Below are 19,870 nucleotides of genomic sequence, written 5' to 3'. Positions count from 1 at the left end.
ACATATGATCGGGCTATAAAGGTGGCAATGTACATGAGTGAGGGGCGAGACCATGACATTGGCAGTGGACGAACAGGTAGAGGGCGGAACGGACGGGCGATCGGCGGAGGTGCTCGAGGACCAAATAAAGTGCAACTACTTGTCGGCGAACCATCACCGAGCGCGGATGCTCGAAGCGATTGCGCAATTCGATGAACTGGAGCTTGCGCAGCAGGTGGGGGAGCGGTCGACAGCAGCGTGGCTGTGCCGGGAGCTGAACCTGCCGGAACCTACAGCGTTTGAGTACGTGCGCGTTGCCCGGGGGCTGAGGCAGTTTCCGCAGCTGTTCAGCGCGTTTGAATCTGGCGTGATGTCGTACTCCACGGTGCGGTATCTGCTCCGGTATTTGACAGAGGAAAACGAGGCTGACGTCGTACACCTCGCCCTGACGCTCTCGTTTGCAGAGTTGAAGCTGGTGCTCGCTGGTGCAGGGCCGGAGGAAGAGGAGCCGACGGAACCGTACCTGACCACCCGGGAGCGGCAGGACGGCATGCTACGCGTCGAAGCGCTGCTTCCGCCGGTGACGGGGCAACAGCTGCTGACGGCGTTGAAGATTGCACAGCTTTCTCTTTTCGGGTTCGACGATGTCGAGCCCGAAGACCTGCAGGACCCGGAGAAAGTGCAGCAGCTTATCGACGCAGCTCACGCTGAAGATGCCGTCCCGGCCGAGCAGACTCGCGCGCCGCGTAAACGCACTGGCATATCGATCAAAGACATCCTGGGGCCGCAGTCGCGCTACGGGCCTCCGCAAAAGCAAGATTTGTACGATGCGTTCGTGGCCATGATCTCCATGGTCCGGTCACATCCGATCAGCGCTCTTCGCTGCCCCGGCGTGCAGGTGAATCTGATGGTCAATCAGGCCGGGGGCTGTTGGATGGCAGAAAACCAATCTGCCCGCTCCGAGGTGGTGCGCAGCTACCTTGCCAATGCTGTCGTGCGTCTGCACCGCCTGACTTCGAGGGGGCTGACCCTGAGTGTGGGACGTGCGCAACGCTTCGCCACTGATGGGCAAGTGCAGGCGCTGCTCGCAGTTTGGGGGTACCAGTGCGCGATGCCGGGATGCGCGCACAGACGTTTCATCGAGATGCACCACATCAGGGAATGGGACCACGGTGGCGAAACGAATGTGGATAACCTCATCCCGTTGTGCTCCAGCTGCCACTCGAGGGTCAGCCAAGGTGTGGTCCGAATTGAGCACCTGGGCGACGATATCGTCTTTACCTTCAACAATGGTGCCCGCTACGTCTCCCGCGGGCGGGGGTTGCCCCGCCGGCGAAGCAACAGGCAAGAGTTCGCATTCGATGATTGAGGCAATTGGTGCTCGGCAGGTTTTGTCGTGCACAGTGGGGGACATGAACCGCTGGGTGCTTCACATCGACATGGATGCGTTCTTCGCATCGTGCGAGCAGCTCACCCGGCCAACGCTTCGAGGCCGTCCTGTCCTCGTCGCCGGGGTGACTGGACGCGGCGTAGTAGCCGGGGCGAGTTATGAAGCGCGCAAATACGGTGCACGTTCGGCGATGCCCACGCACAGAGCGGCGCGGTTGGTGGGCAGCAAGGCGGTTCTGGTCGCGCCGCGCCGGCCGGTGTACGTCGCGGCGTCGCGGAGGGTGTTCGAGGTTATCGGCAAGCACGTCGACGTGGTCGAGCAACTTTCCATCGACGAGGCGTTTATGGAGCCCGCGGAGCTGGCCGGGGCGAGCCCCGAGGAGGTGGAGCAGTGGGCGAACGAGCTGCGCGCGGCAATCAAAGACGAGACCGGGTTGCCCAGCTCCATTGGGGCGGGGCCGGGCAAGCAGTACGCGAAGATCGGCTCGGGGCGCGCGAAACCGGACGGAGTCTTTGTCATCCCGCACGACAAACAGCTGGAAATCTTGCACCCCATGCCGGTGAGTGAGTTGTGGGGTGTGGGGCCGGTAACGGAATCCAAGCTGCTGGCCGCGGGAATTGAGACCATCGGTGATCTAGCCAACTTGAGCGAGAAAGAGCTGGACATCGCCATCGGGGGCGCAGTGGGCAGGCAGCTGTGGTGGTTGGCGCGCGGAGTAGATGAGCGCCCCGTGGCACCGCGTGCCGAATCGAAGCAGATCTCCTCGGAACACACGTATCCGCAAGATCTGACCACGCCGCCGGAGGTGGATGCGGCGCTGGAGCGCGCGGCAGCCGAATCGCACCGCCGGTTGCTCAAAGACGGCCGCGGCGCGCGCACCGTGACGGTGAAGCTGCGGATGGCGGATTTTCGCATCGAGTCGCGCTCGGCGACGCTGCCGTATGCAACAGACGACGCCGACACGCTGTTGGCCACCGCTTTTCGCATTGTGCGATACCCGGATGAGGTAGGTCCGATCCGTCTTGTGGGGGTGTCGTACTCGGGGCTGGAGGACACACTGCAAGGGGTGCTGTTTCCGGAGCTTGACCAGGCGATTGTCAAACCGGCGCCGGTGATCACTGACTATGAAACAGGCGTGAGTGACCACGAATCGGACTTTGACACCCAAGTAACGCACGAGGTCGAGGTCCCGCGCGCCGGGTGGCGGGCCACCCAGGACGTCTACCATCCAGACTATGGCCACGGCTGGGTCCAGGGGTCGGGAAAAGGCTGGGTGACGGTGCGCTTTGAAACGCGCGCGACCGGGCCCGGGCGGATTAAGAGCCTGCGCGCAGACGATGCGCAATTGCAGCCCGCGGACCCGCTGGATTCACTCGCGTGGGAGGACTGGTTCTCACAGGAGTGAGCGGGGGTTCACCCCAGTCGCCAGCGCAGTAGCTAAGGCGATGCGGGCTTGCCCGGCGCTGAGGTAGCCCGCAGGCAGCGCGCCGAGTGCTCCGAGGGTGGAGCCGCCGCCGGCGCCGCCGTAGGCGAAAGAGACCTCGCCGTACGGCACGGACGTGGCGACGACCACAGGTATCCCACGGCGCAGCAATTTGGCTACGGCTTCGCCCATCGCCGCGGACACATTGCCTGAGCCGAGGGCTTCCAGGATGAGCCCGTCGACAGGCCCAAGTGCCTCGATGAGGGAGCTGTCCGCGCCTGCCCACGCGCGCACGATGGGGATGTTCAGCCCGTCGAGCGGGGCGGGGGCGACCGCCATCGGGCGCGGCAGCGGGGAGGGGCTGGACAGGGTGAAGGCGTCGTTCGCCGTGGTCTGCGTCTTCATCAACCCTCGCGCCGGGAATGTTCCGCCCGCGAAGTGGACGAGCACGCCAGTGCCGCGCTGGGTAGCTGCCGTCTCGATGGCGCCGCGCAGGTTCGCCGGGCCGTCGGGGCGGGGGTGATCGGCGGAGTGCATCGCTCCGGTGAGGACAACGGGGCGGGCATCGGTGTGGACGAGGTCCAAGGCGAGGGCGGTCTCCGCCATGGAGTCGGTGCCGTGGGTGATGACGATGCCGGTGACGTCTTCGTCGAAAAGCGACTTGCGTACGGTGCGTCGAAGCATGTCCACCTCCGCCAAGCCCATGGAGGATGAATCGAGGTGTGCCACGTCCACCGCGCGCACCTTTCGTGTGGTGCCGCAACCGGCGACGAGCTCCTCGCCGGTGAGCGTGGGCACGAGTGCGCCACGGGCGTCTGCGGTGGAGGCGATCGTGCCGCCGGTTGAGATCACTAACACGTTCATGCACACAGAGTGCCAGAAGGTTGCGGGTGTGCAGTAACGTGAAGCAAGAGATTTACGCTACGCAAGGAGAACACGTGAAAGCACCGAAACTTGCCGCAGCCGCCGCTGTTGTCGGCCTCGCACTGAGCATGACGGCTTGCTCCGAAGACTCGGACAAGACTGAGAGCACCGACGCTGCGTCCTCTGCCGCTGCCTCCTCCGAGGCTGCGCCGGTGGCAGCCATGCCGACGGCGGAAGAACTCAACGCCGTGTTGCAGCGCGCCGCTGATCCCAACCTGCCCATCGCAGAGCGCGCGAACACGGTGCAGGGCGGCGAGACCACGCCTGAGCTGTTCGACCTGATGACGCAGTCGCAGCAGCAGTCCGGCGCGAACTTCCAGGTGGTCAACCCGGTGCTGCCGGGCTACACCGCAAACTCTGTGCTGGCTACCGTTAACTTCACCCGCCCGGACGCGGAGTCCCAGCTGGCGGAGGACGTGGAGTTCGTCAACGAGGACGGCCAGTGGAAGATCTCCAAGAGCTGGGCATGCTTCCTGGTCAGCAACACCCTCCCGCCGGAGCAGGTGCCGGAGATGTGCGACAGCGGTGCACCGGCGGCGCCTGATGCGCCGGCAGCGGACCCGGCAGCGCCGGAGGCGCCGGCAGAGGCCCCTGCGGCGCCTGGCCTGTAAGCCTTAAACTCCGTACTGCACAGCGCGGGTGATGTCCTGGACCACCCGCGCTTTGTCGTCCCCGCCGTAAATCAGGCGCGTGGTCCACGCCGTCTCGCCGGACACCGGCAGTGGGCGGGAGAGATCCACCACGATGCGCCCCTCGGACGTGGTGTTGGCGGACTGCACCTGCACGCTTTCGCCGTCATCGAGCGTGACGCTGCTTTGCTGCGGGCGCTCTTCCATCTTCGTGTCCAGGGTCAGCGTGTCGCCGTCCCGGGAGACCAAGGTGTAGGTGGTGGTGCGCTCCATGGCGGTGTCGCCCGCCACGCGGCCCTTGACGGACCAGGTCGCGCCGGGGCCGATCGGTTCGTCGGGGAAAATGACGGCGTTGTTGACCAAGGCGAGCAGGGCAGGCTCGACCTGCTGGAGGCCGCGCTCCGGGGCGTCGGCAGGCGCAAGCAGCTTCAGAGTGGAAACGCGGCCGGGTGCGTCGGTGCGCCAGCTCATGCGGAAGCCCTCGGTCGCGGCGACGTCTTGGCCCACGTCCAGATCGGAGTGCTTGCCGGCACCCACCACAAAGTCAACGCGGTTATCCGCGTCTTCTTCACCTTGGCCTGGGGCGGGCGCATCGGCGGCGGTGATGTGCAGCGGCAATGTGGTTTTGTGCACGTCCCCGCCGGCGGGGGAGTTGGCCGCCTCCGCTTCGCCGGGGGCGGCGACATGCTGGTCCACGCCCGAGGACACGGCAACGGTGGTGTCCCATTCTTGCGCTGGCGTGTAGCGGACTTCCTGGGGGTTGTCGCCTGGGGTGGAGAGGGTGACCGAAGGTGCGTCGATAGGAAATGCCGGCACCTCGGCCACCGGGTCGTCCTCGCTGGAGGAGCAGGCGGTGAGCGCGAGGGCGAGGCCGGCGGCGGCGGTGATCGTGCGGATGCTGCGGAACATTCTTACGAAGCTACCTGGCGTGCACCGTCGAATACAGGGCGGGCACGCGTAACCGGCTAAGGTAGGTCGGCGATGGAACAGGCAAACACACCCGACCGAACGCCGCGCTACCTCCGCACGGTGGTTGCGGTCATGCTTGCAGTTGCCGCGGTAGACCAGCTGGTCAAACAGCTGATACTCAACTGGTTGGAGCCCGGTGTGCCCCAGCCTGTGATCGGTGACTGGTTCCGCTTCCACCTGCTGTTCAACTCGGGCGCCGCATTTTCCATGGGGCAAAGCCTCACCGGGGTGTTCACAGCTATCCAGCTGCTGTTCGTGCTGGGAGCGCTGTGGTTCGGCCCGCGCATGTCCTCGAAGTGGGAGGCGTTGGGGCTCGCGCTGGTCGCGGGAGGTGCGATGGGCAACCTCATCGACAGGCTGTTTCGCGCCCCGGGCTTCTGGTTCGGCCATGTGGTGGATTACATCTCCGTGGGAGACTTCGCGGTGTTCAACCTGGCGGACGCGGCCATTACGATTGGCGTCGCCGTATTTATCGTGGCCACGCTGGCAGTGGAGCTGAAGGGAGGCGCCGATGGGCGGTGAGTTCAGGGCTCTGCCGGTGCCCGAGGGGCTCGAGGGCATGCGGGTGGATGCCGCCATAACCAAACTGTTCGGCGTGTCCCGCTCCGTCGCCGCGGAGATGGCGGCGCAGGGCGATGTGCTTGTCGACGGCGCGGCCGCCCAGAAATCCGAACGCGTCACGTCGGGCTCGCTGCTGGAGGTGACCCTGCCCGAGCCGAAGCAGGCGCCGCAGCCGGTGACGGAACTGGTGGACGGGCTAGAGATCCTCTACCAGGACGCCGACGTAATCGCAGTGGATAAGCCCGTCGGCGTGGCTGCCCACCCCACACTGGGGTGGGAAGGCCCTGACGTCGTCGGCGGTTTGCAAGCGATGGGATTTACCCTCCCGGACGCCGGCCCGCCGGAGAGGCAGGGCATTGTGCAGCGTCTCGACGTCGGCACCTCCGGTGTGATGATCGTCGCGGCGAGCGTGCCCGCCTACTCGGTGCTCAAGCGCGCGTTTAAGGAACGCACCGTGGACAAGACCTATCACGCGCTGGTGCAAGGCTTGCCCGACCCGATCGAGGGCACCATCGACGCACCCATCGCGCGCCACCCGTCGGCGGGCTGGAAATTTGCCGTCACCCAGGACGGCCGGCACAGCGTGACCCACTACAGCGTCATCGAAGCGTTCCGCCGCGCGAGCCTGTTGGACATCCATTTGGAAACAGGCCGCACGCACCAGATTCGCGTGCATATGTCGTCGGTGGGCCACCCGTGCGTGGGCGACCCGATGTACGGCTCGGACCCGAAGTTGTCCAAAGAGCTGGGGCTGAAGCGCCAGTGGCTCCACGCCACAAAGCTGGGCTTTGCCCACCCGCGCACCGGCGAGTACATGGAGGTCACTTCCGAGTACCCCGAAGATCTGCGCACTGCACTGGATCGGGTGCGGCAGGGCTAGATGCGCGGCATCGCACCGGTTGTTGCCGCAGCTCTCGCGGTGGCCGGGCTGTGGGCCGTGGGGGTCGTCAACCCGCCCGCCACGCCCGTGATGCAGGGCGACGAGCTCGGTGCGCGGCAGGGGGAGTCGCAGCAGCAGTACGCGCAACGCGCGGCGGCCACGCTCGACCATGAAGAGGCGTCGTTTGCGCTGGTGACGTTTTCCCGGCCAGTAAGCGCGGAGACGGCCGTCGAAGCGCTCGCGGCGGCCCCGCGCGTCAGCGCGCTTGTGGTGCCGGGGCAGGCTCCGGTGGTGGTGCCGGAGGCGTCGACAGGCAAAACGCGTCTCGACGTCCTCCGGTCCGCCACCGACTCGCCACTGTCTGCGGCAGTGGTATTTGCCACACACGGGCAGCTGGAGCAGATCAGCGCCGACAACGCGGTCCTTGCTGTGGAAATGCTGCCAGCAGATGCGGTGTGGGGGGCGTTTGCTCTCACCCCGTCAACGACAGGTGGGCGTGTATAGTTTGCGGAGTTGTACGCAGGCCCGTCTTAAACAAAGTTAAGCGAGGAGAGCACTTGATTTCCCACACCGACAGCTCAACCGGACACGCACGTCTTACTCGCGCAGGGCTGGCGGTGGTGACTTCCTCCGCGCTCTTCCTCGGCGCCTGTGGATTCGGCGGAGGCGGCGACGAGGGGGCCGAAGGCGCCGGACTCAACCCCGGTGACTACACCGTGGCCACCAACGAGGGAGTCACCGACAGCGTGGTGGTCAACGGCACGATTGAGCCGATCCGCTCCGTGAACATCTCCACCCCGGTGCAGTCTGAGGTGGAAAAGGTAGCCGTCAAGGCTGGCGATCGCGTTCAGCCGCAGCAGTTCCTCGCCTCCATGAACTCCGAGCAGCTCGAGCGCCAGCTTGAAGTCCAGCAAAAGCAGCAGGCCAACGCTCAGGCGGATGCGCAGGCGCAGGTGGACCAGGCACGTGCCGCGCTCAACGCCCACCAGGAAGGCATCAACAACGGCACCAACCAGGGCATCCGCGCAGCGCAGGCCCAGGTGGATCAGGCTCAGGCCGCTTACGACGCAGCGGTCGCCGGCAGCGGCGGCGCCCGCATCGTGGGCCGGGGTCTGGCGGCGGTGGAGCACGCTGCCGGCAACATCTCCTCCAACCTCGGCATCCGCACCGCACCGCCGGCGGCTCCGGAAGCTCCGGCGGCACCGGCACCAGGGGTTGCTCCCGTGCCCGGGCAGGATGCCAATGCAGTGCCCGGCCAGCTTGGCCAGCCGGGGCAGCCGGGTCAGCCGGGTCAAGACGGCCAGCTCACCCCGGACCAGCTGGCGCAGCTGACTGGAGAAGGCGGTGGCGGCGCCCCGGTGGGCGCGAACATGAGCAAGGACGAGGCCTACGCGGCACTGCAGGACGCGAAGGCGAACCTGGCAGCGGCACAGGCGCAGGCGGCGCAGGAACGCGACCAACTGCAGGCGCAGCTCGACTCGGCCTCGCGACAGGCTGAGACCGCCCAGCTCGGCGACGGCGACGGCACCCTGGAGTACCAGGTGCGGGAGTCCACCGTCTACGCCCCGATCGCGGGCCTGATCACCAGCGTTGATGTGCGCGAAGGTGATATCCCGCAGGGCAAGCTGCTCACCATCGCGGATGATTCGCGTTTGGTCATCCGCACCGAGGTCCGCGAGGCCGACATCCCCAACATCAAAGAGGGCGACCGTGTGAGTTTCACCTCGACCGCAACGGGCAAGAAGACGTTCAACGGCAAGGTGTCCCGTATCGCGCCCGCCTCGGACTCCGTGGCGAGCGGGCAGAACCAGGGACCGCAGGGCATGGCCATGCCGCAGCAGGGCAACAAATCCAACGAGGTCACCTTCCCGGTGGAAATTGAAATCACCGGCGACAAGGAGGGGCTGCTGCTGGGCGGCAGCGCCCGCGCGGAAATCATCACCGCCGAGGCCAAGGACGCGCTCAACGTGCCGCTGGATGCCGTCTACGGCGAGGACAACGACAAGAAGGTTCTCGTGATGGCCACAGACGGCGATGACGCAACGTCAGGCAGCGTGGAGGAGCGTTCCGTGAAAACGGGCGCCACCAACGACGTGGACGTCGCCGTCACCGGCGGCGACCTCAAGCCGGGCGACATCGTGATCAACTGGCCGGACGAGTACAAGGACCGCATCGGCGAAACAGTGGAGATTTCCGACCCGAACTTCGACGCGGAAAAGGTCCGCCAGGCGAAAGAACACAAGGAACGCACCACGGCCACGGTGACGACCACCAGCACGCGTCGTGCGGCCGAGGGGCAGTAGATGACTCAGGCTCCGAAACATGGTGGCATGGCCGAATCCGGCCTGCTCATTGACATGCGAAACGTAGTGAAAACCTACAACGTCGGCGAGCCCAGCGAGCTGACGGTTCTGCACGGCGTGGATTTTTACGCCGACCAGGGAGAGTTTGTCTCCATCGTCGGCCCGTCCGGCTGCGGCAAGTCCACGCTGATGAATCTGATTGGCATGCTGGACCGGCCGACCGAAGGGGCCTACGCCTTCAACGGCGAGCCGGTCTACGCCAAAGAAGACAAAGAACTCGCCTCCTACCGCAGCAAGAACATCGGCTTCATCTTCCAGAACTTCAACCTGATCGGTCGCATGGATGCGCTGCAGAACGTGGCGATGCCCATGATGTACGCGGGCGTGGAGCGCAAGGAGCGCGACGAGCGAGCCGCCGAACTGCTGGACCGGATGGGGATGGGCGATCGTCTCCACCACAACCCCAACGAGCTCTCCGGCGGTCAGAAGCAGCGCGTGGCTATCGCGCGCAGCCTGGCCAACGACCCGGATCTCCTGCTCGCGGACGAGCCGACCGGCGCGTTGGATTCCAAGACCGGCCGCATGGTGATGGATTTGTTCCACGAGCTCAACCAGGACCTGGGTAAGGCCATCGTGTTTATTACCCACAACCCGGAACTCGCCGAAGAGACCGGGCGTGTGGTGGAGATGATGGACGGCCGCATCGCGGGCGTGCGTGAACCGGGAGGAGCGAGCTAGATGAACATCCGGGAATCCATGCGGTTGGCCTTATCCAGCCTGAACACGAACAAGCTGCGTTCGCTGCTGACCTTGTTGGGCATCATCATCGGCATCATGGCCGTGATCATCATCATGACGCTCGGCCGCGCGCTGGAAAACGACGTCATGGGCGGCCTGCAAGATGCCGGCACCACCACCTACCCGGTGATGGTGCACGAGCGCGCCGAGGAGGGCGAGGGCGGCGACGACCCGTTTGCGGGCTTCGGCATGGCCGGGCCGACGGAAGAACGAGACGGCATGAGCTTGGACGACCTCGACGATCTGAGTGCCTCTTTCGGCGACCGGCTCCAAGGTGTCGACATCGACATCTCTGGTCAAGGCGAGGGCAGCACTGGCGACAACTCCCTGTCCGTGGGCATCAACCCCGCTCTCAGCGGCTCGCTCGATATGCGTAGCCTGAAAGTGCAGTACGGCCGCGGTATCACGCAGGACATGATTGACGGCCGCCGCCCTGTTGCGGTGGTTTCCCCGGAGCTCGTGGAGGCGCTTTTCGACGGCGATTCCGCCGCTGCCCTCGGCTCCCGCTTCGACGTCAATGTCGACAACAACACCAGCGTGTTCACCATCGTCGGTGTGCTGGAACGGGCGGACAAAGACCCGGCGTTCGGCCCGTCCGCTGCCGCCGAGATCTTTATTCCCGCCACGGCGGCGGACCGGGTGGGGCTGGACGCGAACTGGACTTCGTCGTTTAGCGTCCGCTCCGCGGCCAATGAAGATCCGGAGGTCTTCCGCGCCGACCTGCAGTCCTACCTGGACCGCAAGTACGCCAGCAACGAGAACTACGAGGCTGAGGTTTTTGACATCTCCGCGAGCCTTGAGGGGCTGACCACCATCTTCCGCACGCTGTCGACTGTGCTGTCGGCAATCGGCGGTATCTCGTTGCTCGTGGGCGGTATCGGCGTGATGAATATCATGCTCATCACCGTCACCGAGCGCACCCGCGAAATCGGCGTGCGCAAGGCGCTCGGTGCGACGCAAAACGACATCCGTGTGCAGTTCATCGTCGAGGCGATGCTCGTGTGTCTCATCGGCGGCATCATCGGCGTGATCCTCGGTGGCGCCATCGGCATGATCGCCAGCTCCGCTGTGCTGGACTTGACCTGGCCACCCATCAGTGCCGTGATTTTCGCGCTGTTGTTCTCGCTGGCAACGGGTGTGTTCTTCGGCGCGTACCCCGCCTCGAAGGCGGCGAAGATGCAGCCTATCGACGCCCTCCGGTACGAGTAGCAGAACGGACTTTCGAGGGGGTTCGCGCCTGTCGGCCGGCCGTCTAAGATGAGCCGCATGGCCAAAAATTCCTCCTTCGTGCACCTGCATAACCACACCGAATTCTCCATGTTGGACGGCATGGCGAAGGTGGATCTGCTCGCGGAGGAGGTCGTCCGCCAGGGCATGCCAGCGGTGGGCATGACCGACCACGGCAACATGTTCGGCTCGAACGCGTTTTACCGGCGCATGGTCGATGCCGGGGTGAAGCCGATCATCGGTATTGAGGCGTACATGGCGCCAGAGTCCCGTTTCAACAAAAAGCGTGTGCAGTGGGGCACCCCAGACCAAAAATCTGACGACGTGTCGGCCTCCGGCGCGTACCTGCACCAGACGATGTTGGCGGAAAACGCCACCGGCCTGCGCAACCTGTTCAAGCTGTCCTCGCTCGCGTCCTACGAAGGCCAGCTGGGCAAGTGGCCGCGCATGGATGCGGAGCTCATCGCCGAACACGCCGACGGCATCATCGCCACCACCGGCTGCCCCTCGGGGGATGTGCAGACGCGCCTGCGCCTGGGTCAGTACGACGCGGCCCTGGAGGCGGCGGCGATGTGGCAGGACATCTACGGCAAGGACAACTACTTCCTGGAGCTGATGGACCACGGCCTGCACATCGAGAAGCGCGTCCGCGATGACCTGCTGCGCATCGGCAAGACGCTCGATCTGCCGCCGCTGGTGACCAACGACTGCCACTACGTGCTCGAGTCCCAGGCACCCGCGCACGAGGCGATGCTTTGCGTGCAGACGGGCAAGACGCTGCTCGACCCGGACCGGTTCAAGTTCGGCGGCACCGGCTACTACATCAAATCTGCCGAGCAGATGCGGGAGCTGTGGGATTCCATGGTGCCGGACGGCTGCGACAACACCCTGTGGATCGCGGAGCGCGTGGGCGACTACGGCGAGTTGTGGGAGGAGCACCCGCACGACCGCATGCCGATTGCGGATGTGCCCGAGGGGCACACACCGACGACGTGGCTGCGCGAGGAAGTGCTGCGGGGCTTGAAGGACCGCTTCGACGGGGGAGACGTTCCGGAGGAGTACCTCACTCGCGCGAGCTACGAGATCGACGTCATCGACATGAAGGGCTACCCGTCCTACTTCCTCATCGTCGCGGAGCTGATCAAGCACGCGCGCGAAGTGGGCATCCGAGTGGGGCCGGGACGTGGCTCTGCGGCGGGTGCTTTGGTCGCGTACGCGCTGACCATCACCAACATCGACCCAATGGAGCACGGCCTCCTCTTCGAGCGATTCCTGAACCCGGAGCGCCCGTCCGCGCCCGATATCGATATCGACTTCGACGACCGCCGCCGCGGCGAGATGATCACCTACGCCGCTGAGCGCTGGGGCGAGGACAAGATTGCCCAGGTGATCACCTTCGGCACCGTGAAGACGAAACAGGCGATCAAGGACTCGGCGAAGGTGAACTTCGGCCAGCCCGGCTTCCAGATGGCGGACCGGATCAACGGTGCGCTGCCGCCGGCGATTATGGCGAAGGACATCCCGCTGTCAGGCATCACCGACCCGGAACACGAGCGCTACGCGGAGGCCGCGGAGGTGCGCTCCCTGATTGAGACGGACCCGGACGTCGCCAAGATCTACGAGACGGCGAGGGGACTGGAAGGCGTCGTCAGGCAGGCAGGCGTGCACGCGTGTGCCGTGATTATGGCGTCGGTGCCGCTGATGGAGCACATCCCGATGTGGAAGCGCCCGGCCGACGGGGCGATCATCACCGGATGGGACTACCCGGCGTGCGAGGCCATCGGCCTGTTGAAGATGGACTTCCTTGGTCTGCGCAACCTCACCGTGCTGGGCGACGCGCTGGAAAACGTGAAGAAGAACCGTGACGAGACCATCGACTTGGAGGCGCTGGACACCGACGACCCGGCGGTCTACGAGCTGCTGTCCCGCGGCGACACCCTGGGCGTGTTCCAGCTGGACTCCGGCGGCATGCAGGAGCTGCTCAAGCGCATGAAGCCGACCGGCTTCAACGATATTGTCGCCTCGCTCGCGCTGTACCGCCCGGGTCCGATGGGCGTCAACGCCCACTGGGATTACGCGGACCGCAAGAACGGGCGCAAACCGATCACGCCGATCCACCCGGAGCTGGAAGAACCGCTCAAGGAGATTCTGGACGAGACCTACGGCCTGATCGTCTACCAAGAGCAGATCATGAACATCTCGCAGAAGGTGGCGAATTACACGGCTGGCCAAGCAGACGGCTTCCGCAAGGCCATGGGTAAAAAGAAGCCGGAGGTGCTGGCGAAGCAATACGAGACGTTCTCCGCCGGAATGTTCGACAACGGCTACTCCAAGGAAGCCGTGGACGCGCTGTGGGGCACCATCGAGCCGTTCGCGTCCTACGCCTTCAACAAATCCCACGCAGCGGGCTACGCGTTGGTGTCCTACTGGACGGCGTACATGAAGGCGAACTACACCGCGGAGTACATGGCTGCGCTGTTGACGTCTGTGGGCGACAAGAAGGACAAGTCCGCCATCTACCTCTCCGACTGCCGCCACCTGGGCATCAGCGTGCTGCAGCCGGACATCAACGAGTCTGAAGAAAACTTCATGGCAGTCGGCGAGGACATCCGCTACGGCCTCGCCGCGGTACGCAATGTCGGCGTCGAAGTGGTGGAGTCCATCAAGAAGACCAGGAAGGAAAAGGGCAGCTTTACTAGCTTCTCCGACTACCTGGACAAAATTGAGCTCGCAGCCTGCAACAAGCGCATCACCGAATCGCTGATCAAGGCAGGTGCCTTCGACTCGTTGGAGCACCCGCGCAAGGGCCTCATGCTCATCCAGGAAGACGCGGTGGACTCGGTGCTTGCCACGAAAAAGGCGGCGGACAAAGGTCAGTTCGACCTCTTCGCCGGATTCGGCGGGGAGGACGGCGCGGACAATTCCGCGTTCACTATCGAGGTTCCGGATGATGAGTGGGACCGCAAACACAAACTCGCCCTCGAGCGCGAAATGCTCGGCCTCTACGTCTCGGGCCACCCGCTCGACGGCTTTGAAGAGGCCATCGACGCGCAGACGGACACGCAGCTGACCACGATCCTCTCCGGTGAGCTGCGCAACGGCGCCGAAGTCACCATCGGTGGTTTGATCTCGTCGGTGGACCGACGTTTTTCCAAGAAGGACGGCTCCCCGTGGGCGATTGTCACGATTGAGGACCACCACGGCGCGCAGGTAGATGTGCTGCTGTTTAACAAGGTTTACGCGCTTGTTGCTCCGCAGATCGTGGAGGACAACATCATTTTGGTCAAGGCGCACGTGTCCATCCGCGACGAACGGATGAGCCTGTTCGGCGACGACGTGAAAATCCCTGAGCTTGGCCCTGGCAACGGGGCAGGCTTGCCGCTGCGCCTGACCATGCGCACTGACCAGTGCACGGCGGACAACATCGCCAAGCTTAAGGGGGTGCTGGTAAACAACCCAGGCGACTCAGACGTCTATCTGAACCTGGTCAACGGCGAGCACAGCCAGCTGATGATTTTGGGCGACCACCTACGAGTGAAGCGATCCGCGAGCCTCATGGGCGACCTGAAGGCGACCCTGGGGGCTGGCATCCTGGGGTAAGTGGGGGATAAGGAAAACCCGCCCGGTGTGTGCCGGGCGGGTTTTTACAACCTTTTCGTGGTGCGTTCTACTACTTGAATGCACCAGTCATCTGCTTGAAGTTATCCTTCAGGCCCGGGATAGCGCCTGCAAGCACCATCAGGGCGCTGATGGCTGCACTGAGGGCACCAACCCACACGGAGATCTTAGAGATGACCTCCAGCGCCTGATCCTCGTAAGAGGACGGCTGCAGCCACTCCGGAGCGGTGTTCGACGGCGTAGTGGTGATGGTCACCATCGTGCCAGTCGGCTTCTTCTCCTTCGTGGTGGTCGGGGCGGTCGTCTCGGACGCCTTCGGCGTGGTGGTCGCCGGGGTCGATTCAGTCGTCTTCGTGGTAGTCGAAGGAGCGGTCGTGTTCGACGGCGTAACCACGGACGGCTTGGTGGCCGTCGTGGACGGCTCTGCGCTGCTGGACTGGGTCGTCGTCGAAGCTTCAGATTCGGCGGCGGCTGCGGCGCCCGCGAGGGAGCCTGCGGCGATTGCGGTGGCCGCGAAGGACACGGCTACGAAACGGGACTTCATTGATTGACCTTCCTCAGACGAGTGAGCGTGTGGGTTAGAAGGGGAGCTGGAAGTTGGGCAGCTCGATCTTCGGGGTGTGCAGGTGCGGGATGCCCAGGCCGAACTGGCTGTTGACCATGTCGATGATCTTGTTCGCGCCACGCGGGTCGGAGAACACGATCAAGGTGGTGGTCAGCACCGCGCCCAGGGTACCGGCGAAGAGGCCGACGATGGTGCCCTGGGAGGAACCGGACTGCTTGTTAGCGTTGTTCGGCTTCTCCGGGGTGGTGGTCGTCGGAGCGGGAGTGGTGGTGGTCGCCGGAGCGGTCGTATCAGTCTCCGGAGCGACCGGGGTAGTGGTTGCCGGAGCGGTCGTGGTGGTCGACTCGGTCTCCGGAGCCTTCGGGGAGGTCGTCGCGGTCGCCGGAGCAGACGGAGCGGTCGTGGTGGTCGACTCGGTCGTCGTGGCGGTGGTGGTCTCCTGAGCCATTGCCGGAACGGTGGTCAGGGACAGAGCGGTCGCGGCAGCGACGGCTGCGGTGGAAATACGCTTCATATGATCTCTTATTCTCCTCGTAGAAGATCCAAAACTGTCGTTACGGGCGCTGTGCCCGACATGACACCTGGAAGAACCTAGCAGGTTTACCGTTAAATATGTAGTGAAGTAGCGGCCTTTGTTTCATGAACAACCGTTGGCCGCCGTTCGCCGTCTACCTTGGCAGAACTGCCGCCATAGCGTTGCCTACCAGGCCCAAAGCACCGATTACCAGGGCTACTGCGGATAGCGCGAGCGCAATCACGCCGCCCCTGGACAGGCTGCTTGTCGCAGAGTTGTCCTCTGCAGAATCGGAGGGGGCAGGCGCTGTGGGGCGATCCTGCTCGATCAGGGAATCAACCTGGAACACGGTGGTGGTGCCGGAGACTTCGTTGCCCACAAGCAGAAGGTTCTCGCCGTTGGGAGAGTCTGCGGCGGGCACGAACGTCAGGCCCTCTGCGCCGAGGTCGCCGACTTTATCCAGGCCGGCTTTCACGGCGTCGTCGCCCTGCTCCGTGAGTTCTTCCATGTTCACGGTGAAGTCGCGGTTGTTGATGTATGCCTGGTAGGTCGCCTTGGCGGGGTCCGTGATGTCGTAGACGATCACCCCGCCGAGGCGCTCGAAGCCGATGAACGCGTAGGTGCGGCCGCCGATCTCTCCGATTGTGACGCCCTCCGGCTCCGGGCCCTTGTCGTCGGAGCGGGACTCGAGCTCGTTTTCCGTGTGGTTGGTGTTGAAATGCTCCGGAAGAAGTTTGGCCGTGATCTGTTCGAACTCGGCGCCGGAATCAAACACGCGTGTGCCGTCTGCGGTGAAGATGGAGAAGCTGCGGCCGCCGAACGTGTAGAGGTCTTCGAAGCAGTTTTTCTCCTCGTTCAGGCCAAACGCTGTGGTGATCTTCAACCGGCCCGCGTTTTCGTCCTCTTGGAAGTCCTCGATCTCGGCGGCGGTCATGCCTGCGTAGCCCTCGCAGATTGGCGGGACGTCCTTCTTGCCGAGCTTCTTTACGCGCTCTTCTTCGGAGTAGCCCTCCCAGTCGCGGCCGTCGCCCTCGTTTGCCAGTACCAGGTAGGTGGTGCCGTCCACCTCGTAGGCGGCGATGGAGTCCGGCTGCAGGATGCCCTTGACCGGCGCGGTGCGGACGTCGATCTTTTCGTCCTTGTCGGAAAAGTCCATGGGCACTTCGCGGCGGTCCGTGTAGCCCAGCGGCCAGACGTCCTCGACGGTGGCGGTGGCGATGTCCACCACGGCCACGGCGTTGTTCTCCTGCAGCGTCACGTACGCCTTGCCGCCTTCGACCGCGATGTATTCCGGCTCTAGGTTCTGCGCCTCGGTGGTGGAATCGCCCACCTGGCCGAAAATGTGCACGCCCTTCGCAGCCAACGTGCCCTCGAATGCGCGGAAGTCCGCGATGCGCACATCGGACTGCTTTGCGGCGCCCACAGCGGCAGGCAGCTTGACGACGGCTACGCTACCCTCCGGGTCGTAGGAGTAGTCCTCGGCTGGCTCACCCTCGTTCGCCACCAGGGCGTACTGACCATCCGGGGAAATGGTCACCATGTCCGGCAGGGCACCCACGCCGACCCGGCCAAGCACCGTGCTCGGGTTGGCGGCGTCGAAGAAGATCAGCTCGCCGTCGTCGGTCTTGTTTTCCGGCTCGACGGTGGCGACCGCGAGGCCGTCGTCACGCACCGCAACGGAGTTGATGGTGGTGTTCTCGCCGCCGGAGACCTCGCCGAGCTTCTTCGGTGCGCTCAGGTCGGTGGCGTCCAGCACGTCAATCTTGCCGCTGAGCGCGTTGACGGTGAGGATGTGCTTGGAAGCCGGGTGGAACGCCACAATTTCTGCGGCGGACTGCTCAAACGCGCCGGCGTCGTAGGAGCCGAGCACGGAGATGTCGGCTGTGGCGCCGTCGGCGAGGTCTTTCACCGGCTCAGCAACGACGGTTGCCCCAACGGGGGAGGCCGCACCGAGTGCGAGTGCGGCAGCGCAGGCGGCGGCGAGGCCGGTGCGGCGGATGCGCGATCCAGACATGGATAAACCTTTCATGGAGGCTGGGAGATTAGCTACGTGTGAATGTGTACAGCCTGAACATGGGCGCGAAGTTACGGTGAGGTGAAGGGGGAGTGAACGAACGGGCCGACTGTAGACTCGCTAACCATGCGCACAGCCACCCCAGAAGATTCCGACGACGCCTTCGATGCTGTCCACGCCGCGGACATTCGTTTCGCGCAGGGCCGGATCTCCTCGGTGATTTCTCCGACGCCGCTGCAGTACTGCCCGCGATTGTCGGAAAAGTACGGCGTGGAGGTCTACCTCAAGCGAGAGGACCTGCAGGACGTGCGCTCCTACAAGATCCGCGGCGCGTACTTCGCCATCACGCAGCTGGGGCCCGAGGAACGCGCCGCCGGCGTGGGCGCGGCGTCTGCGGGCAACCACGCCCAGGGCGTGGCCTACGCGTGCCGCGCAATGGGCATGAAGGGCAAAATCTTCGTGCCCAAGCCCACCCCGAAGCAGAAGCGCGACCGCATCCGCGTGCACGGAGGCGACGCGATCGAGCTCGTGGTTACGGGCAACACCTTCGACGAGGCCGCGCAGGCGGCCCGAGAGGACGCGCAAGCGCGCGGCGCGACCGTGATCGAACCGTTCGATTCCCGCAACACCGTCACCGGCCAGGGCACCGTCGCCGCGGAGATCGTGGCGCAGCTGGCCAGCATGGGCAAGGAAGTGGACACCGTGCTCGTGCCCGTGGGCGGCGGCGGGCTCATCTCCGGCGTGCTTTCCTACCTGGCGGACATGTCGCCGGCGACAAAGGTGGTGGGGGTGGAACCGTCAGGTGCTGCGTCGCTAAGCGCTGCAAGCAACGCCGGCGAGCCCGTGACGCTGGAGACGATCGACCCCTTCGTCGACGGCGCCGCAGTCAAGCGCATCGGCGACGTGCCGTGGCGCATCTTCAACGCCCACCGCGACGCGACGTCGCTGTACACAGCCGACGAGGGCGCGGTGTGCACCGAGATGCTCGAGCTGTACCAAAACGAAGGCATCATCGCCGAGCCTGCCGGCGCGCTGTCTGTCGCCGGGCTGGGGCTGGCGCAGCTGGAGCCCGGCTCGACCGCAGTGTGCATCATCTCCGGCGGCAACAACGACGTGCTGCGCTACGCCGAGGTGATGGAACGCTCGCTCGTGCACCGGGGTCTGCGCCACTACTTCCTGGTCAACTTCCCGCAGGAAGCCGGGCAGCTGCGTCACTTCCTCAACGACATCTTGGGCGAAGAAGACGACATCGTGCTGTTCGAGTACCTGAAAAAGAACAACCGCGAAACCGGCGCGGCGCTGGTGGGGCTCGAGCTCGCCCACGCCGAGGACCTCCAGCCGCTGCTGGAGCGCATGGACGCCTCCGCGATCGGCTGCCGCCGCCTGGAACCGGGCACGCCGGAATACGACTACATCGTGGCGGGCTAACGCATGCAGCAGTCGTACACCCGCCCCGCCGACACCCTGGCCACCCACGAGATCGAGATCAAACGCTCGCGCTTCATCTGCTGGGTGGCGCGGGCAGAAACAGAAGCGCAGGCCCGCGAGGTGATCAACGCAGCCCGCGAGCAGTACCCGGACGCGCGCCACCACTGCTCCGCGTTCATCGTGCACCAAGACGGCGCACAGCCCATCGAGCGCTCCTCCGACGACGGCGAGCCCTCCGGCACCGCCGGCAAACCCATGCTCGAAGTGCTCAAAGGCTCCGGGCTCAAAGACGTCGTCGCTGTGGTGATCCGCTACTTCGGCGGCGTCAAGCTGGGCACCGGTGGCCTGGTCAGCGCCTACACACAGTCCGTCTCGCTCACACTCGAGCACGTCGAACGCGTCACCCGCGAAGTGCGTGAGCTGGGCACGGTGGACTTCCCGCACGCCGAGGCAGGGAGAATCGGAGCGGAGCTGCGCACCGCCGGCGTCGACGTGGTCGATGTCGCCTACGGCCGCGCCGCCACCTACACCCTCGCGTTCGCGCCGGGGGAGCGCGAGCACATCGACGCATTGCTGGCCGCCGCCACCCACGGCGGGGCCGAGATGAAAGAGGCCGGCCAGCACTGGGTCGAACGCAGCCAATAAGGC

17 protein-coding genes are annotated in these 19,870 nt (G+C 64.9%); 12 read left to right on the top strand and 5 right to left on the bottom strand.

Translation table 11 applies throughout. The annotated features are described in order from the left end of the window. Positions 1 to 52 precede the first annotated feature (52 nt). Together CFOUR_RS07510 and CFOUR_RS07505 are read left to right on the top strand one after the other, a co-directional pair. On the top strand, positions 53 to 1,348 hold the full coding sequence (locus CFOUR_RS07510) for an HNH endonuclease signature motif containing protein (RefSeq protein WP_143339033.1): 1,296 nt from the start codon (positions 53 to 55) through the stop codon (positions 1,346 to 1,348). Between the two features lie 43 nt (positions 1,349 to 1,391). Continuing rightward, entirely contained in the window at positions 1,392 to 2,774 is a 1,383-nt protein-coding gene (locus CFOUR_RS07505; protein WP_085958521.1) for a DNA polymerase IV, read from the top strand. On the opposite strand, the gene CFOUR_RS07500 is transcribed toward CFOUR_RS07505, so the two are convergent. Beyond that, on the bottom strand, positions 2,763 to 3,656 hold the full coding sequence (locus CFOUR_RS07500; protein WP_085958247.1) for an asparaginase: 894 nt from the start codon (positions 3,654 to 3,656) through the stop codon (positions 2,763 to 2,765). The genes CFOUR_RS07505 and CFOUR_RS07500 overlap by 12 nt on opposite strands. Before the next feature lie 74 nt (positions 3,657 to 3,730). On the opposite strand from CFOUR_RS07500, the gene CFOUR_RS07495 reads away from it, so the two are divergent. Continuing rightward, entirely contained in the window at positions 3,731 to 4,327 is a 597-nt protein-coding gene (locus tag CFOUR_RS07495) for a WKL family lipoprotein (RefSeq protein ID WP_085958246.1), read from the top strand. Between the two features lie 3 nt (positions 4,328 to 4,330). Here the strand turns inward: CFOUR_RS07495 and CFOUR_RS07490 are convergent, their stop codons facing one another. Then, a complete protein-coding gene (locus CFOUR_RS07490) occupies positions 4,331 to 5,254 on the bottom strand; it encodes a DUF6263 family protein (protein ID WP_085958245.1) in 924 nt (307 codons plus the stop codon). Positions 5,255 to 5,326: 72 nt separating this feature from the next. On the opposite strand from CFOUR_RS07490, the gene lspA reads away from it, so the two are divergent. From lspA to dnaE, 7 genes are read left to right on the top strand one after another with little or no spacing between them, the layout of a single operon-like run. Then, positions 5,327 to 5,836, top strand: coding sequence for a signal peptidase II (gene lspA, locus CFOUR_RS07485; protein WP_085958244.1), 510 nt, complete (start codon positions 5,327 to 5,329; stop codon positions 5,834 to 5,836). Beyond that, complete coding sequence (locus CFOUR_RS07480) at positions 5,826 to 6,755, top strand: RluA family pseudouridine synthase (RefSeq protein WP_085958243.1); 930 nt, start codon at positions 5,826 to 5,828, stop codon at positions 6,753 to 6,755. The genes lspA and CFOUR_RS07480 overlap by 11 nt, the downstream gene beginning before the upstream one ends. Continuing rightward, positions 6,756 to 7,259 carry a hypothetical protein gene (locus CFOUR_RS07475; protein ID WP_085958242.1) on the top strand — a complete coding sequence of 168 codons (504 nt, stop codon included), beginning with the start codon at positions 6,756 to 6,758 and terminating at the stop codon, positions 7,257 to 7,259. It begins immediately after the preceding gene. A gap of 53 nt (positions 7,260 to 7,312) precedes the next feature. Further along, the gene (locus CFOUR_RS07470; protein ID WP_143339032.1) at positions 7,313 to 9,058 is read left to right on the top strand and encodes an efflux RND transporter periplasmic adaptor subunit; all 1,746 of its coding nucleotides are present in this window, start codon (positions 7,313 to 7,315) and stop codon (positions 9,056 to 9,058) included. A gap of 27 nt (positions 9,059 to 9,085) precedes the next feature. Next, positions 9,086 to 9,796, top strand: coding sequence for an ABC transporter ATP-binding protein (locus tag CFOUR_RS07465; RefSeq protein WP_085958240.1), 711 nt, complete (start codon positions 9,086 to 9,088; stop codon positions 9,794 to 9,796). Further along, positions 9,797 to 11,065 carry an ABC transporter permease gene (locus CFOUR_RS07460; protein ID WP_085958239.1) on the top strand — a complete coding sequence of 423 codons (1,269 nt, stop codon included), beginning with the start codon at positions 9,797 to 9,799 and terminating at the stop codon, positions 11,063 to 11,065. 57 nt (positions 11,066 to 11,122) lie between these two features. Next, a complete protein-coding gene (dnaE, locus tag CFOUR_RS07455) occupies positions 11,123 to 14,683 on the top strand; it encodes a DNA polymerase III subunit alpha (protein WP_085958238.1) in 3,561 nt (1,186 codons plus the stop codon). Between the two features lie 70 nt (positions 14,684 to 14,753). Here dnaE and CFOUR_RS07450 read toward each other — a convergent pair whose 3' ends face one another. From CFOUR_RS07450 to CFOUR_RS07440, 3 genes are all read right to left on the bottom strand, one after another. Further along, positions 14,754 to 15,245, bottom strand: coding sequence for a hypothetical protein (locus CFOUR_RS07450; protein WP_143339031.1), 492 nt, complete (start codon positions 15,243 to 15,245; stop codon positions 14,754 to 14,756). Between the two features lie 34 nt (positions 15,246 to 15,279). Next, positions 15,280 to 15,780, bottom strand: a complete 501-nt coding sequence (locus tag CFOUR_RS07445) for a hypothetical protein (RefSeq protein ID WP_179154861.1) — start codon at positions 15,778 to 15,780, stop codon at positions 15,280 to 15,282. 154 nt (positions 15,781 to 15,934) lie between these two features. Continuing rightward, positions 15,935 to 17,794 carry a choice-of-anchor I family protein gene (locus CFOUR_RS07440; protein WP_179154860.1) on the bottom strand — a complete coding sequence of 620 codons (1,860 nt, stop codon included), beginning with the start codon at positions 17,792 to 17,794 and terminating at the stop codon, positions 15,935 to 15,937. A gap of 126 nt (positions 17,795 to 17,920) precedes the next feature. Between CFOUR_RS07440 and ilvA the strand changes: the two genes are divergently transcribed. Both ilvA and CFOUR_RS07430 read left to right on the top strand, forming a co-directional pair. After that, positions 17,921 to 19,222, top strand: coding sequence for a threonine ammonia-lyase IlvA (gene ilvA, locus CFOUR_RS07435; protein ID WP_085958235.1), 1,302 nt, complete (start codon positions 17,921 to 17,923; stop codon positions 19,220 to 19,222). Positions 19,223 to 19,225: 3 nt separating this feature from the next. Beyond that, positions 19,226 to 19,867, top strand: a complete 642-nt coding sequence (locus tag CFOUR_RS07430) for a YigZ family protein (RefSeq protein WP_290179075.1) — start codon at positions 19,226 to 19,228, stop codon at positions 19,865 to 19,867. Positions 19,868 to 19,870 lie beyond the last annotated feature (3 nt).

This window comes from Corynebacterium fournieri (assembly GCF_030408775.1).
In the GTDB taxonomy this organism is placed as follows: domain Bacteria; phylum Actinomycetota; class Actinomycetes; order Mycobacteriales; family Mycobacteriaceae; genus Corynebacterium; species Corynebacterium fournieri.
This window is presented reverse-complemented; position numbering and strand designations above follow the sequence as displayed.